Origin of the sequence: Aliiruegeria haliotis (genome assembly GCF_003003255.1) — a bacterium.
In the GTDB taxonomy this organism is placed as follows: domain Bacteria; phylum Pseudomonadota; class Alphaproteobacteria; order Rhodobacterales; family Rhodobacteraceae; genus Tropicimonas; species Tropicimonas haliotis.
This window is the reverse complement of sequence record NZ_PVTD01000015.1, coordinates 1-15,547: the sequence shown is the minus strand read 5'-3', so window position 1 is coordinate 15,547 and position 15,547 is coordinate 1. Positions and strand designations below refer to the sequence as shown.

The following is a 15,547-nucleotide window of genomic DNA, read 5'->3' as shown; positions in this document are numbered from 1 at the left end:
ACCATGATTGAGAAGGGATTTTCCCAACCGACAGACCGCATCAAGCGTCTGAAGGACCAGATCCTCAACGCGCGGCCCCATGTGGAGTCCGAGCGCGCAGTGCTGGTCACCGAAGCTTTCAAGGCAAGCGAAGGCCTGCCTGCGATCACACGGCGCGCCAAGGCGGCCGAGAAGATCTTCAACGAGCTTCCGGTGACGATCCGCGACGATGAACTGATCGTCGGCTCCATCACCAAGAACCCGCGTTCGACCGAGATCTGCCCGGAATTCTCCTTCGACTGGGTTGAGGCCGAGTTCGACACCATGGCGAATCGCGTGGCCGACCCGTTCGAGATCCCGAAGGAAACCGCCGCCGAACTGCACGAGGCCTTCAAATACTGGCCCGGCAAGACCACGAGCGATCTCGCGTCGTCCTACATGTCCAAGGAAGCCAAGGATTGCCAGGCAGCCGGTGTCTTCACGGTCGGTAACTACTTCTACGGTGGCGTCGGCCATGTCTGCGTCGACTATGGCAAGATCCTCGACGAAGGTTTCCGAGGTGTCATCGCCGATGCCGTGATGGAGCTTGAGAAGCTCGATCCCATGGACCCGGCTTCGATCCGCAAGGAGCAATTCTACAACGCGGTCATCGTCAGCTACAGCGCCGCGATCAACTTCGCTCATCGTTATGCCGCCAAGGCCGCCGAACTGGCGGAAGCCGAAAGCAACCCGACCCGCAAGGCGGAGTTGGAACAGATCGCCAAGAACTGTACCCGTGTGCCCGAGCACGGTGCCCGGACCTTCTGGGAAGCTTGCCAGGCGATGTGGTTCGTTCAGTGCATGTTGCAGATCGAATCCAGCGGTCACTCGATCTCTCCGGGCCGGTTCGACCAGTACATGAACCCGTTCCTTCAGGCCGACAGCAGCATTGACCGCGCCTTCGCGCAGGAACTGATCGACTGTATCTGGATTAAGCTGAACGACGTGAACAAGACTCGCGACGAGGTTTCGGCCCAGGCTTTTGCCGGTTACGCGGTGTTCCAGAACCTCTGCGTCGGCGGCCAGACCCCGGACGGGCTCGATGCCACCAACGAGGTTTCCTACATGTGTATGGAGGCGGTTAGCCATGTCCGTCTGCCCGCGCCGTCCTTCTCGATCCGTGTCTGGCAGGGCTCTCCGGATGCCTTCCTCTATCGCGCCGCCGAAGTGGTGCGGCTCGGGCTTGGTGTGCCGGCGGTCTACAATGACGAGGTGATTATCCCATCGCTGCAAAACCGTGGTGTCTCGCTTGAAGATGCCCGCGACTACGGGATCGTCGGTTGCGTGGAGCCGCAGGCAATCCACAAGACCGAAGGCTGGCATGACGCCGCTTTCTTCAACGTTGCCAAGGTGATGGAAATCACCATGAACGCCGGCAAGGTTGGCGATCAGCAGCTCGGTCCGGTGACCAAGCCGATGACCGAGTGGGCGTCGATCGACGATTTCTACGAAGCCTACCAGGCCCAGATGTCGTATTTCGTCCGTTACCTGGTCGAAGCCGACAACTGTGTCGACCTCGCCCATGCCGAGCGCGCCCCGCTGCCCTTCCAGTCGGCCATGGTCGACGATTGCATGGGACGCGGCATGTCGGTGCAGGAAGGTGGTGCGATCTACAATTTCACCGGCCCACAGGCTTTCGGTGTCGCCGACACCGGCGACTCGGTCTACGCGATGAAGAAGTTCGTCTTTGACGACAAGAAGATCTCCATCGCCGAGTTGAAGGAGGCTCTGGATGCCAACTTTGGCATGGCCGTGGGCGAGGCGAACCCCGCGGCGGCAATGAAAGGTGACATGACCGAGGAGCGTGTCTACGCCGCTGTCCAGAAGGTGTTGGCCCATAGTGGCTCCACCGATGTGGCGACGCTGAAGAACGAGGTCTACGCCACGCTGGCCAACGACACGGGCGGCCCGGCAGATACGTCGAAATTTGCCCAGATCCAGCGGTTGCTCGACAGCGCCCCGGCTTTCGGCAACGACATCGACGCCGTCGACCTCATCGCCCGTCGCTGCGCGCAGACCTACTGCAAGGAGGTGGAGAAATACACCAACCCGCGCGGTGGTCAGTTCCAGGCCGGCATCTACCCGGTCTCGGCCAACGTGCTCTTCGGCAAGGATGTCTCGGCGCTGCCCGATGGCCGCCCGGCCAAGGCGCCGCTCGCCGATGGTGTCTCGCCGCGTCAGGGCAAGGACGTGAACGGGCCGACGGCAGCTGCCAACTCGGTGGCCAAGCTCGACCACTTCATTGCCTCCAACGGAACGCTCTACAACCAGAAGTTCCTGCCCTCCGCACTCGAAGGAGATTCAGGTCTGCAGAACTTTGCCTCGCTGGTGCGCTCCTACTTCGATCACAAGGGCATGCATGTGCAGTTCAACGTGATCGATCGGGACACGCTGATCGAAGCGCAGAAGAACCCGGATGCACACAAGGACCTCGTTGTCCGCGTGGCCGGCTACAGCGCTCAGTTCGTCGTGCTCGCCAAGGAAGTGCAGGACGACATCATCAGCCGCACAGAACAGAAGTTCTGATCCTCCCAAGGGATCCCGCAGGTTCTCAAACCTGCGGGGCCTCCACGGTCGCGACACCAACGGCTGCCTCCCCTCACTTGGCCGTTGGTGGTCGCGTCCACCGACACACCGAAACCCGATCACACACAGGCCCGAACAGGCCCGCACAGGAAACCAGATGACCCGCTACAATAGCTTCTTTCCAAAGACTGAAATCGTCTTCGGCCCAGGATTGCTGGAGCGCCTGCACGATTTCCGCGGTCAGCGGGTCGGGATCGTGACCGATGCCTTCATGGCCTCCTCTGGAGCGCTGGACCGGGTGCGCGGCTTTCTCGACGGATGCGCCGTCGAGGTCTTTGCCAACGCCGTTCCCGAAAGCCCGCTTGAGACGGTCTCCGCCGGTGCCCGACAGTTCGGAGCCTTCGAGCCGGACGTGCTGATCGGCCTCGGCGGCGGCTCGCCCATCGACGCGGCCAAGGCGATGCTGGCAATCCTTCGGGAAATGGCGCCGGAGCGACAGATCCGCCTCGTCGCCATTCCGACCACGAGCGGCACCGGATCCGAAGTCACGGCTTTCTCAGTCGTCTCCGACCCGGAACGCGGCCGAAAGTTCCCACTGATTTCCAATGATCTCGTTCCGGACATCGCCCTGCTCGACCCCGAGCTGGTCCGCACTGCGCCTGCATCCGTAACCGCCGATACAGGCATGGACGTGATCACCCATGCCATCGAGGCGATTGTCTCGACCGGCGCCACCCATTTCAGCGATGCCTGTGCCGAGAAGGCGCTAGACCTCGCATTCACCTATCTGCCTCGCGCTTACAACAATGGTGATGACATGGAAGCGCGCGATGCGATGCATCAAAGCTCCTGCCTTGCCGGGTTGGCATTCACGGCTGCGGGCCTCGGGATCAACCACGGCTTGGCCCATGCGCTTGGCGCGACGCTGCACCTTGTGCATGGCCGCACCAATGCGCTGCTGTTGCCTGTCGTGATCGCCTGGAATGCCGAACACCCCGCGACCGCACAACGTTACGCCCGCCTCGCCCGTCACCTCGGGCTCGATGTGCCCAGCACCCGGGCCGGTGTCTGCGCGCTGATCCGCGAGATCAAGACGCTCAACAGGCAACTTCGTATGCCCACTTCGCTCCGGGCGATGGCGTGCGATTTGACAGAATTCAGCCGCCGACGGTCCGAGATCGCCGCGGCAGCCCTGGCCGATGCCTGCACGGCCAGCAACCCACGCAAACCGATACATGCCGAGCTGGATGCCCTGCTCGCCAGGTTGGTCGGACAGGAGTGAGGGAGGATGAGCCAACGCAGGAAACCCAAAGACGAAACAGCAACTTACTGACAATCGGAACATCGTGAGCAAGGAGAATACGATGCAACAGGAAGCACTGGGAATGGTCGAAACCAAAGGTCTGGTCGGCGCGATCGAAGCGGCGGACGCCATGGTGAAATCGGCCAACGTGACCATGGTCGGCTATGAGAAGATCGGCTCCGGCCTCGTCACCGTGATGGTTCGCGGCGATGTCGGTGCGGTGAAGGCCGCCACTGATGCCGGCGCGGTCGCTGCCGAGAAGGTTGGCACCGTGGCCTCGGTCCATGTCATCCCGCGGCCGCACACCGAAGTGGAGCGGATCCTTCCGCATCCCGCCGCCGTGGCAGCCGAGTAATCCCAGAGAAACAAAGGAGGATCGGTCATGAAAGACGATCTTGTCGAACAATTGATGGGGGACGTTCTCCGCAAGATGGGTGGCGATGCCGCCGCCCCGGCAGCCCCGGCCGCGCCTGTGGCCGAGGCTCCCGCGGCGCCCGCCAAACCGGCAGCACAATGTACGCTGACCGAATTCGTGGGCACCGCAATCGGCAGCACCATCGGAATGGTGATCGCCAATGTCGACCCGCTGCTGCATGAGCAGATGGGCATCGACAAGAAATACCGCTCGATCGGTATCGTCGGCGCCCGCACCGGTGCCGGCCCGCACATCTTCGCCGCTGATGAGGCGGTGAAGGCCACCAACAGCGAGGTTGTGCTGATCGAACTGGCCCGCGACACCGAAGGCGGGGCCGGGCATGGCTGCCTGATCCTCTTCGGTGCACAGGACGTCTCTGACGCCCGCCGCGCGGTCGAGGTCACGCTGAGCGAACTGGAACGCACCTTTGGCGATGTCTATGGCTCGCCGGCCGGACACCTGGAGTTCCAGTACACCGCCCGCGCCAGTTTCGCGCTGAACAAGGCGTTTGGCGCTCCGGTCGGGCAGGCTTTCGGCATTACCGTCGGCGCCCCGGCGGCCATCGGCGTCATGCTGGCCGATACCGCAGCCAAGGCCGCGACGGTCGAGGCGGTGGGCTATGCCTCGCCTGCCAAGGGCACGAGCTTCTCCAACGAGGTGATCTTCACCTTCAGCGGGGATTCCGGTGCCGTTCGCCAGTCGATCCAGGCGGCGCGCGATGTCGGAAAGCAGCTCCTGGGCACGCTCGATGCGGCACCTCTGGTGTCCTCGACCACGCCCTACATCTGATCGGCTGAGCAAGGAGAACCATCATGTCACAGCAAAGTCTGGGATTGATCGAAACCGTCGGACTTGTCGCCGCCGTCGAAGCCGCGGATGCGGCGGTGAAAGCGGCGAACGTCGAGCTGGTGGGCTACGAGTCAGCAAAGGGCGGTGGCATGATGACCGTCAAGCTGCAGGGCGAGGTCGGCGCGATGAAGGCAGCTGTTGCTGCCGGAGAGATGGCCGCGAGCCGGGTCAACCGGGTCATTGCCACCAAGGTCATCGCGCGGCCCGGCGAGGGGATCGACGGGCTGGTGGGCAGCGTCGACACAATCGGCCGCCCGGCCGATCCTGAGCCGAAAGCCGAAGCCAAACCGGCCGAAGCGCCCAAGCCCGAGCCGGTTCCCGAAAAGGCACCGGAAAAAGCTGCGGCCCCGACCGCCGCCAAACCGGCGACCGAGGCCGCCCCGGCCAAAAAGACCGAAGAGGTCAAGAAGACGCCGGCGCGGCAGCCCCGCAAACCGGCAACGACCGCTCATTGAGAAGGGTCGGCCGCCGTGGATTGGTTCCATGGCGGCCGGACCAACCATCCGGATCCAAGAAAACAAGAGACACAGGACAGGAAGATGGCAGCCACAGACAGCCTGATTGACCGGATCGTCGCCGAATTGCTCGAACAGGGCCGCGCGGCCGCTGTTCAAGCCGCAACGGGTGACAGCAGCGGAACAGATCCCGCATTGGTTCCGGTTGGCGTTTCGAACCGTCACATTCACCTGTCCCGGCAAGACATGGACGCGCTGTTTGGCCCGGGCGCGGTGCTGACCCGCAAGAAGGCGTCCAAGCAACCCGGCCAGTATGCGGCCGAGGAAACCGTCATCCTGCGTGGCCCCAAGGGCGAGATCGGCAAGGTGCGTGTTCTCGGCCCCCTGCGCAAGGAAACGCAGGTCGAGATTTCAAAGGCCGATGGCTTCGTGCTCGGCATCCACCCGCCGATGCGAATGTCCGGCGAGTTGGAGAATACGCCAGGCGTCGAGATTGTCGGCCCGCACGGGGTGGTGAAAACGGAAAGCGGGCTGATCATCGCCCAGCGTCATATCCACATGCTGCCCGAGACTGCCGCCAGGCTCGGCCTGGTCAATGGTGAAGAGGTCGATGTGCTGGCCGAGGGCGAGCGCGGTGGCGTGCTGCACCACGTAGCCATCCGGACCGCCGAAGCATCGACATTGGAGCTGCATATCGACGTGGAGGAAGCCAACGGGCTGGGCCTGAAGAACGACGACCGTGTTCGGATCGTCAGGGCCTGAGACGGGAGAGCGATCCATGAACACCGAGCTGACATTGCGCGAATTCGCCGGGTTGATCCGGTTCCGCTCCACAGCCCCGGTTGAGCAATGGGCGGACGGGCCGCTGAAGGTAGGAGTCGACCTTGGCACGGCAAATCTCGTCCTGTCCGTGCTTGACGCCCAGAACCGCCCCGTTGCCGGGATCACCCACCGCTCCAGCGTCGTTCGGGACGGCATCGTGGTCGACTACATGGGCGCCGTTCACGCGGTTCGAAACATGAAGGAAGAGTTGGAGGCGCGTCTCGGCCGGCCACTGACCCGCGCCGCCGCCGCGATCCCGCCGGGTATCCATCCGGGGAGTTCCAAGGCAATCGGAAACGTGGTCGAGGCGGCCGACTTTGAACTGGCCGAGATCGTTGACGAACCCACCGCTGCCGCCCGTTTTCTTGGGTTGCGGGACGGAGCCGTTGTCGATGTGGGCGGCGGGACCACGGGGATCAGCGTGTTGCGGGGCGGCGAGGTGCTGGCCTCCTTCGACGAGGCGACCGGGGGTACCCATATGACGCTGGTTCTGGCCGGGGCCAAGCGCATCTCCTTTGCCGAAGCAGAAGCGGAAAAGCTCGATTCCGACAGCGAACGCGATGTTTTCGCGTTGGTGCGGCCTGTGGTCGACAAGATGGCCTCTATCGTCAACAGCGTGCTGGTCGACTACCCCGAGATCATCACAATCCATGTGGTCGGCGGCGCCTGCGCCTTCAGCGAGTTCAAGGACGTTTTCGCCAACCAGACTGGCAAGCAAGTGGTTAAACCGGCAGAGCCGCTGCTGGTCACGCCGCTGGGCATCGCCATGTATCCAGAGGCGGCCTGAAATGTCTGACCGCCCGGATCTCGACCTGTTGGTGCAGAAGGCGCTGCTGGATCTGCTCTCGGACCGCATCGTGGAGCGGCTGCGGATACGCGCGCGTTCGGCGCTCGTGTTGCTGTCGGGAACGGATCTGGGCCTGCGCGGGGCGACCGCCTCGATGGCGCAGCTTGCGGCCAGGGGCTGGCGGCTGGAGATCTGGCGTAGCACGTGTGCCGGTGGGCTGATCGGCGCCGAGCAGTTGCGCGGGCTGGCCGGCGGGGTTGAACCCTTGGTGCCAAGCGATGCCGCGCTGTCGCCTGAAGAGATCGAGGCCTGCCTGATGCGTCATGCGTTGGTGCTGGTCCCGGCCCTGAGCCTGCCATTGGCGGCGCGCGTGGCCGGCGGGTTGGCCGATAGCGCATTGCCGGGGCTGCTGTCTGGCGCCTTGGAGCGCGGCAAGCGGGTCATCGCCGCACGTGACGGATGCTGCCCGGCGAATCGGGAACGGCTGGCGCGCGGCCTTGGCGGCACGCCCGCCTATCAATCCATGCTGGCCGGGCAATTGGAGCGACTTGAAGCCTTCGGTGTCGAATTTGTCTGGGCTTCGCGCTTGGCCGAAGCCGTGTCTGGCTCGGCAATGCCAGCGCCGGTTGTTCCGTCCACACCGGTCGAACGTGCCGAGCGGCGGGTCTTTGGTTGGAACGAGGCGAAGACCGTCGCGTCAGACACACTTCGCCTTGCCAGGAACGTGCTGGTCACACCGCTGGCGGCGGAAGAATTGCGGGCGCGCAGCGTTCAGCTCGTGCGGGAGTGAGGAGAGGAAGATGCATCTGGGACGCGTTATCGGAACCGTGGTGTCCACCAGCAAGGACCAGAGCCTCTCGGGCTCGAAACTGCTGATCGTGGCCCGGCTCAACGAGAAAACGGAGCCTGACGGCTTCACAGAGATTGCTGTCGACACAGTTGGTGCAGGGCATGGCGAGATCGTCATCGTGACCACCAGCAGCGCGGCACGGATGACGGAATCGCTCGACGGGTCGGTCGCGGATGCCAGCATCGTCGGCATCGTGGACACGGTCGAGACGCATTGAGCGGGGCAAGGAGGAGGGCGTGATGCAGACGGCAGCGATCATTGACCGGCTTCTCGGTGAAGCACTCGCGTCACTGTATTCGGATTCCGGAGATGTCACGCTGTCCGAGGCTTGTAGGATCGCGGCCCGGGCCGAGGAGCATGCGCGCGTTATCGGCGTGCCGGTCGCGGTGTCCGTGGCCGATCGGGAAGGTCGCCAGATCCTGTTTCACAGTATGGCGAACATCCTTCCGGCCTCGGCCCAGCTTGCCACGGACAAGGCATGGACGGCGGCGGCCTTCCGCATGGGAACGGACGCGCTCGGCCAACTGGCCGCACCCGGCCAGATGCTCTTTGGCGTGGAGGCCAATCTGGGTGGACGTGTGGTGGTCTTTGGCGGTGGCATCCCCTTTGCCCGAAAGGGCCGGCTGTGCGGTGCCATCGGCATCAGCGGCGGAAGCGTGAATGAAGATATGGAGATTGCCCGGCATGCCCTGGGCGAAGCATTCGAACAGGCGGGCCCAGGCCCGAAGACGGAGAAGAGATGATGAAAGACGCAGAAATCACCAACACCGTGGATCGGGTCCTTGCCGGCTTTGGGAGCGCCCCGGCGACCCCCCAGGCTGCACAACCCGCCGAAACTTCCTCGGGGCTCGCGGCAGAACTGGTCGCCGATTTGCTAGCCGGGATCCAGGATGATGCAGCCAAGGGTGCAACGCCCGATTATGTGCCGGGATCTAAGCGCTGCTGCTGGACGAAGGCCAAGACCGGGGACGACACGACCGATACCATGGTGAGTGATCTCGTCGTCCGCGCGCTCAGCCAGAAGCTGGATCCCCAGGAACTCCCGGCTGCGGAAACCGTTGCAGAGGATATCGAAGCGCTCTCCGAGACAGGTTTCACCGCGCTCGGTGACGGTGTGTTCGACACCATGACCGCTGCGGTCGAGGCCGCCCATGCTGCGCAACAACAATATCTCTTCTGCTCGATGGAAGCCCGGCGAAACTTCGTCGATGGCATTCGCGCGGTCGCGTTGGACCCCGCGATCCTCAACCGGATCTCCCGCATGGCGGCCGACGAGACGGGCATGGGCAACGCGGCCCACAAGGTGATCAAGAACCGGCTCGCCGCCGAGAAATCACCCGGCGTGGAAGATCTGAGCACCGGCGCGCAGAGTGGCGATGGTGGGCTGACGTTGGTGGAATACTCGCCATTCGGCGTGATCGGCGCTATCACGCCCACGACCAACCCGACCGAGACGATCATTTGCAACGCTATCGGGATGCTTGCCGCGGGCAACTCTGTCGTATTCAGCGTCCACCCGCGCGCCGCCAGGGTATCGCTGTTGCTGATCAAGCTGCTGAACCGCAAGCTTGCCGCGCTTGGCGCCCCGGAAAACCTGATCGTGACGGTGCAGAAACCCTCGATCGAGAACACCAACGCGATGATGTCTCACCCGCTGGTGCGGATGCTGGTTGCCACAGGCGGCCCAGGCATCGTCAAGACGGTCATGTCCAGCGGCAAGAAGGCCATCGGCGCGGGCGCTGGCAATCCGCCCGTCGTGGTGGACGAGACAGCCGATCTTGACAAGGCGGCGCAAGACATCATCAACGGCTGCGGTTTTGACAACAACCTGCCCTGTATCGCCGAGAAGGAGTTGATCGTCGTCGATCAGGTGGCCGATTACCTTATCAAGCAAATGCAGAAATGCGGTGCGATGCTGATCTCCGACCCGGCGGTGATTGCGCGCCTGGAAGAACGGGTTCTGAACGAAAATGGCGGCCTGGCCACCGATTGCGTCGGCAAGAGTGCGGTGCATCTGCTCAGGGAAGTTGGGATTTCCGCCGGTGACGATACGAAGGTGATCCTCGTCGAGACCGGCAAGGATCACCCCTTTGCCGTCGAGGAACTAATGATGCCGATCCTGCCGGTGGTCCGTGCCGCGAATGTCGATGAGGCGATCGACCTCGCCGTCGCGCTCGAGGGTGGCAACCGGCACACGGCGATGATGCATTCGACCAATGTTCGGAAGCTGACCAGGATGGCCAAGCTCATCCAGACCACGATCTTCGTCAAGAATGGCCCGTCCTATGCCGGGATCGGTGTCGGCGGCGAAGGTTTCGGAACCTTCACCATTGCCGGACCGACCGGCGAGGGGCTGACCTCTGCCCGCTCCTTCGCTCGCAAGCGCCGCTGCGTGATGGTCGAAGCGCTGAACGTGCGCTGAGACGGGAGAGCCACAATGAATGCACGCATCATCAATTCTCCCCAGAATGGCGTCATGGACATGCTCCAGCGGCGGGTCTCGCCGCAGGTGCGCAAATGGGTGGAGGCGCATCCGGTGTCCGCCATGGGGCTGGTGCAGACCTCGGTGCCCGATCTCTTCTATTTTGCCGATGTGGCGGAGAAGGCTGCCGATGTCTTCACCGTCGAACTCAACGGAACCTGCCCGCAGACCACCACGACCCTCGCCGTGCTTGGTGAAACATCTGCCGTGAGAGCGGCGATGGAGGCCATCGAGGCCGGGCAGCCAACCGTTTTTTGACCGAACACCCGCAGCAATGCGCAGCCAAAGAACAAGAAAAGACAAGGAAAACCGATGAGCACCCCCGATTTCGACTGCGAAGGCATCGTCTTCGACATCCAGCGTTATTCTCTGCATGACGGGCCCGGCGTGCGCACCATCGTCTTTCTCAAGGGCTGTCCGTTGCGTTGCAAATGGTGTTCCAACCCGGAATCGCAGTCCCTAGAGCCGGATCTGTTTTATCGCGATGCCAGCTGCATCAAATGCGGCGCCTGCCAGCCGGTTTGCCCCGTGCAGGCGCTTTCGAGAGCAAACCCGGGTTTCGTCGACCGGGACGCATGCATCAAGTGCGGCAAGTGCGTGGAGGTCTGCCCGACCGATGCGCTGACGCTTGCCGGCAAGCGGATGAGCGTCGAGCAGGTAATGCAGGTGCTACGCCGGGACGCGACCCACTACCGGCGGTCGGGTGGCGGGGTGACGCTTTCGGGGGGCGAGCCGTTGATGCAGGGCGAGTTTGCCCGCGAGTTGCTCAAGGCCTGCCACACGGAGGGCTGGAACACGGCAATGGAAACCACCGGCTGCGCCTCGCCCGAAACGGTCGCCGATGTGATCCCGCATGTCGATACCGTTCTTATGGACCTGAAATCCATTGATCCCGACGTACACCGCGCCAATACAGGTGTCGACAACCGGATCATCCTTGAAAACGCGCTACGCATTGCGACGCTTTCTCATACAGTGGTGCGGGTTCCGGTCGTGCCCGGTGTCAATGACAACGCGCAGGCCATCGACAATATCAGCACCTTCGCCACCTACATGCCCGGCGTCGATACGGTGCACCTGCTGCCCTACCACAGCTATGGCGAGAACAAATACGCGCTGCTCGGCCAGGACTATCCGATGAACGGCGTGCCCGATCTGAAACCGGCGGACATGGCGCCATTCGTGACATTGGTTGAGGCCAAAGGGCTGACCTGCGTGGTCGGCGGTTGACACAGAAATCCGGTCGGGAGGCGAAGGCGATGACCTATGTGAGCTCGGAATCGGTAACCGAAGGCCATCCTGACAAGGTCTGCGACCAGATCTCGGATGCCATTCTTGACGCCTATCTGGCGCAGGATCCGACGGCGCGCGTGGCCGTTGAAGTACTTGCGTCGGGCAACACGCTGCATGTCGCAGGAGAGGTCACATCGACGGCGCGGGTGGACATTCCACCTGTCGTGCGGTCGGTGCTGCGAAGGATCGGCTATAGCGACCCCGCGCTCGGCTTCGATGCCGATAATTGCTTCATCCTGAGAGACTTGCAGGCGCAATCTCCCGATATCGCGCAAGGTGTCGATGGTGCCGACAACAATGAGGCGCTCGGCGCCGGCGATCAGGGGATCTTCTATGGGTATGCCTGTGACGAAACCCCCTCCTGCATGCCGTCGGCGATCCACTATGCGCACCGCTTGACTGAAACGCTGGCGGCACTGCGCCATGGCGGGCAACTGCCCTGGCTGCGTCCGGACGGCAAGGCGCAGGTCACCTTTCGCAACGACGATGCCGGCCGACCGGTCGAACTCACGAGTCTCGTATTGTCCTGCCAGCACGATCCGAACATTCCCCGGGAGAAGATGTTGCGCGGGGTGATCGAGCACGTGCTGGTCCCGGTGCTTGGGCCTTGGCTGCGTCACGATACGCGGGTGCTGATCAACCCAACCGGACGTTTCGTGGACGGAGGACCGGCGGCGGATACCGGACTGACCGGACGCAAGATCATGGTCGATACCTATGGCGGCATCGGGCGGCACGGTGGCGGCGCCTTCTCGGGCAAGGATCCGACCAAGGTCGATCGCACAGCGGCCTATATGGCGCGATACATTGCCAAAAACGTGGTTGCCGCAGGGCTTGCGCCCAGTTGCGAAGTTTCGCTTGCCTTCGCAATCGGGCAATTCACCCCCGAGATGATTGGTGTTAGGGTCCCGGCCGACAGCGATGTCGATACGGACTCACTGGAGCGGGCTATCCGCCAGATCTTCCCTCTGTCCGTATCCGGGATGATTGAAGCCCTGGATCTTCAACGTCCGATCTTCGGCAAGACCGCGAGCTACGGTCATTTTGGGCGCGAAGTGGAGGATTTCGCATGGGAACGGACGGATCGGACCAAGGAGCTGCGCAGAGCCTGCCACTGAGTCCTCCCGCTTTGGAGCCACGCGCGCCGGCAGATCCCGATTTCGCGCTCATGGGCGATGACCTGCTTGCGAAGAAGGCGCGTCGGCGCAAGCTGGAAGACCTGATGAGCGTCGAGACGCTTCAGAAAATTCAGGACAATTTCAGCACGGCCGTCGGCGTTGCTATGGTGATCGTCGACCCGAAGGGCGAACCGATCACCAAGCCGAGCGGGTTCAGTTCCTTTTGCAATGCGATCCGAAAGCACCCCGAGTGGCAGCAACGGTGTTTCCATTGTGATGCGGTCGGCGGTCAGGCGGCACTGTCGACTGGTGAGCCGTCAATCTACAAATGCCATTGCGGGCTGATGGATTTTTCCGCGCCGATTTCGATCCGCGGCGAATATCTGGGAGCGGCAACCTGTGGACAAGTGAAACTGGCGCCCGGCGAAACGATGCCCAATCTGATGGACCTCTCCGGGCTGTTCCCGACAGAGCAGGCCTGGCGAGAGAACAAGGAACTGCTTGGTCTCTTTGGGCAGACCGGCGAGATCACCTACGAACAGCTGCGCGCGGCGGCCTATTCGCTCCACTACTTCGCCTCCTATATCGTGGAAGAGAGCTACAACAAGACAATCTCCGAGGAACTTTATCGTAACCAGCTGAAACTGATGGAGGAATCCAAGCTTCGGGCAGAACTGGAAAGCTCTCTCCGGGAGGCGGAACTTCAGGCGCTTTCATACCAGGTCAACCCGCATTTCCTGTTCAACGTCCTCAACACGATCGGCAGGCTGGCCCTCGTCGAGGATGCCGAGCAGACGGAATCGACGGTTCATGCCTTCGCCGACATGATGCGGTATATCCTTCGCAAGAGCGGATCGCCCTTCGTGTCGCTCGGCACCGAACTGGAGCACGTAAAAAACTATCTCTATCTGCTGCAGGTTCGCCTTGGGGATCGTTTTACCTTCAAGATCGCGTTTCCGGATGAGGTCTGCGATGTGTCCTGTCCTTTCATGGCGCTGCAACCGATTGTCGAGAATTGCATCAACTATGCCATCGAGCCTTGCGAAAGCGACGGTCTGATAGAGATTTCGGCGAATTTGACGGGATCGGATGTCGTCGTGGATATCAGCGACAACGGTGAAGGCATCACGCACGAACGCAAGATGCAGGCACTGGCTGGAACCGCGGGCGACGGAAAGCGCCGCAGCATTGGCATCAGCAACATCGATAGCCGGTTGCGTCATTACTACGGCGAGGATCATGGGCTTGAGATCGTGAGCCCCTATCGCGACGGCAAGGGAACGCTTGTTCGTCTGCGGCTTCCGGTCGACTTTGATCCGGGGGCCGTATGAGCTTTACCGACCGGACATGCGAACAGGAAACGAGAGACAGAAAATGTTCGATGTCGTGATCGTCGAGGACGAGGAACTGGAGCGCAGGGCGCTGCGAAAAATCCTCGAAGAAAAGCATGACGGCGTAAGGGTCGTCGGCGAGGCGCGCAATGGAGCCGAGGCGGTCAGACTGATCGAGACGACGCATATCGACCTTATGTTGGTGGATATTCGCATTCCGCGTCCGAACGGTCTGGAGATCATCCAGATCATCCGCGACCGCGGGCTTCCGACGCGCGTCATCATCCTTACCGCCTATGACCATTTCGACATCATGAAAGAGGCGATTCACTTAAAGGCCGACAATTTTTTGCTCAAGCCGATCAGAACCGCGGAACTTCTGAGTGCCGTGACGGCCTGCATTGGCGACGCCGCGCCGCGGCAAGAACAGGAAGCTCGCAAGGCGACCGACGAGTTTGCGCGACTGGCCGACGAGAACCGCTACCGCGACTGCCTCTCGATGGCGCGCAGCCACTTGCAGGATATTTTCGGCACGGAAGGGGCGCCTTTGCATCGCGCTGTGCGAGACCTGTTCGATGCTCTGACAGACAGCCTGCAATCCCGTGGTCTGGAGGTGACGCCCGAACTTGCCGGGAGCATCCGGCATCTCCTGGACCAGAATCTTGACATCCAAAGCCATTTCCAGGTGCAGGAGCTTGCCTTCCAGGTCGTCGACCAACTTTTCCAGGTGAAGGGCCAGGGTGGTGCGCGCACATCGGACCATGTTCAGGATGTATTGAACTTCATCGAGCGCAACCTTCATAAGCGGGTCACCCTCGAGGGTGCGGCGAACTTTGCCCATATCAGCCCGTGCTACCTGAGCCGGCTATTCCGAAAGGAAATGGACGCCACTTTCGTCTCCTATATCAGAGAGCAGCGCATCACCCGGGCCAAGGAGCTTTTGGGCGGCAGCGATCTTCCGATCGGCAATGTCGCACTCGACCTTTCGTTCAGTGATGCAAATTACTTCTGCAAGGCTTTCAAGAAAGAAGTGGGCCTGTCTCCGACAGAATACCGACGCAAGCTGAAAGATCCGAAAGCCCGCCTGGCGAACTAGGGTCAGGACTCATTTTGGCAGCCAAAAGAAGACGATGGCTGCGATGCAGATGGCAGACGGGAACAGGTCTCCGCATCTGTCGTAGCGGGTGGCGATGCGGCGCCAAGTCTTCAAGCGAGCAAAGGCATTCTCGATGCGGTGGCGCTTCCTGTAGAGGCGCCTGTTGTAGGATGCGGGCTTCTTTCGTTTCGCCCTGGGCGGG

Annotated in this window: 17 protein-coding genes; 16 read left to right on the top strand and 1 reads right to left on the bottom strand. The window is 62.1% G+C overall.

The window, feature by feature from the left end; genetic code table 11:
• Positions 1–3 precede the first annotated feature (3 nt).
• The 16 genes from CLV78_RS21815 to CLV78_RS21740 all read left to right on the top strand — a co-directional run bounded on the left by CLV78_RS21815 (position 4) and on the right by CLV78_RS21740 (position 15,345).
• On the top strand, positions 4–2,544 hold the full coding sequence (locus CLV78_RS21815; RefSeq protein ID WP_106208077.1) for a glycyl radical protein: 2,541 nt from the start codon (positions 4–6) through the stop codon (positions 2,542–2,544).
• A 157-nt stretch (positions 2,545–2,701) separates the two neighbouring features.
• On the top strand, positions 2,702–3,826 hold the full coding sequence (locus CLV78_RS21810; protein WP_106207994.1) for a 1-propanol dehydrogenase PduQ: 1,125 nt from the start codon (positions 2,702–2,704) through the stop codon (positions 3,824–3,826).
• Positions 3,827–3,908: 82 nt separating this feature from the next.
• Entirely contained in the window at positions 3,909–4,202 is a 294-nt protein-coding gene (gene pduA / locus CLV78_RS21805) for a propanediol utilization microcompartment protein PduA (protein ID WP_106207992.1), read from the top strand.
• Between the two features lie 27 nt (positions 4,203–4,229).
• Positions 4,230–5,051 (top strand): propanediol utilization microcompartment protein PduB, encoded by an 822-nt coding sequence (pduB, locus tag CLV78_RS21800; RefSeq protein WP_106207990.1) that lies wholly within the window; start codon positions 4,230–4,232, stop codon positions 5,049–5,051.
• A gap of 44 nt (positions 5,052–5,095) precedes the next feature.
• A complete protein-coding gene (locus CLV78_RS25010; protein WP_281261161.1) occupies positions 5,096–5,566 on the top strand; it encodes a BMC domain-containing protein in 471 nt (156 codons plus the stop codon).
• Positions 5,567–5,650: 84 nt separating this feature from the next.
• A complete protein-coding gene (locus CLV78_RS21790; RefSeq protein ID WP_106207986.1) occupies positions 5,651–6,328 on the top strand; it encodes a phosphate propanoyltransferase in 678 nt (225 codons plus the stop codon).
• Between the two features lie 16 nt (positions 6,329–6,344).
• Positions 6,345–7,175 (top strand): ethanolamine utilization protein EutJ, encoded by an 831-nt coding sequence (gene eutJ / locus CLV78_RS21785; protein WP_106207984.1) that lies wholly within the window; start codon positions 6,345–6,347, stop codon positions 7,173–7,175.
• 1 nt (position 7,176) lies between these two features.
• On the top strand, positions 7,177–7,965 hold the full coding sequence (locus CLV78_RS21780) for a hypothetical protein (protein ID WP_106207982.1): 789 nt from the start codon (positions 7,177–7,179) through the stop codon (positions 7,963–7,965).
• A gap of 10 nt (positions 7,966–7,975) precedes the next feature.
• On the top strand, positions 7,976–8,242 hold the full coding sequence (locus CLV78_RS21775) for a EutN/CcmL family microcompartment protein (RefSeq protein ID WP_106207980.1): 267 nt from the start codon (positions 7,976–7,978) through the stop codon (positions 8,240–8,242).
• 22 nt (positions 8,243–8,264) lie between these two features.
• Entirely contained in the window at positions 8,265–8,768 is a 504-nt protein-coding gene (locus tag CLV78_RS21770) for a GlcG/HbpS family heme-binding protein (RefSeq protein WP_158263631.1), read from the top strand.
• The gene (locus CLV78_RS21765; RefSeq protein ID WP_106208075.1) at positions 8,768–10,447 is read left to right on the top strand and encodes an aldehyde dehydrogenase family protein; all 1,680 of its coding nucleotides are present in this window, start codon (positions 8,768–8,770) and stop codon (positions 10,445–10,447) included. Before CLV78_RS21770 ends, CLV78_RS21765 begins: the two co-directional genes overlap by 1 nt.
• A 15-nt stretch (positions 10,448–10,462) precedes the next feature.
• Positions 10,463–10,765: a BMC domain-containing protein gene (locus CLV78_RS21760; RefSeq protein ID WP_106207976.1), complete on the top strand. Its 303-nt coding sequence runs from the start codon at positions 10,463–10,465 to the stop codon at positions 10,763–10,765.
• A gap of 54 nt (positions 10,766–10,819) precedes the next feature.
• The gene (locus CLV78_RS21755; RefSeq protein WP_106207974.1) at positions 10,820–11,737 is read left to right on the top strand and encodes a glycyl-radical enzyme activating protein; all 918 of its coding nucleotides are present in this window, start codon (positions 10,820–10,822) and stop codon (positions 11,735–11,737) included.
• Positions 11,738–11,766: 29 nt separating this feature from the next.
• Entirely contained in the window at positions 11,767–12,918 is a 1,152-nt protein-coding gene (gene metK / locus CLV78_RS21750; protein WP_106207972.1) for a methionine adenosyltransferase, read from the top strand.
• The gene (locus CLV78_RS21745) at positions 12,870–14,249 is read left to right on the top strand and encodes a sensor histidine kinase (protein ID WP_245925243.1); all 1,380 of its coding nucleotides are present in this window, start codon (positions 12,870–12,872) and stop codon (positions 14,247–14,249) included. Before metK ends, CLV78_RS21745 begins: the two co-directional genes overlap by 49 nt.
• 55 nt (positions 14,250–14,304) lie before the next feature.
• Entirely contained in the window at positions 14,305–15,345 is a 1,041-nt protein-coding gene (locus CLV78_RS21740) for a response regulator (RefSeq protein ID WP_245925241.1), read from the top strand.
• Between the two features lie 9 nt (positions 15,346–15,354).
• Here CLV78_RS21740 and CLV78_RS21735 read toward each other — a convergent pair.
• Positions 15,355–15,547 (bottom strand): transposase (locus CLV78_RS21735; protein ID WP_146136752.1); only part of this gene is annotated, 193 nt, incomplete at its 5' end.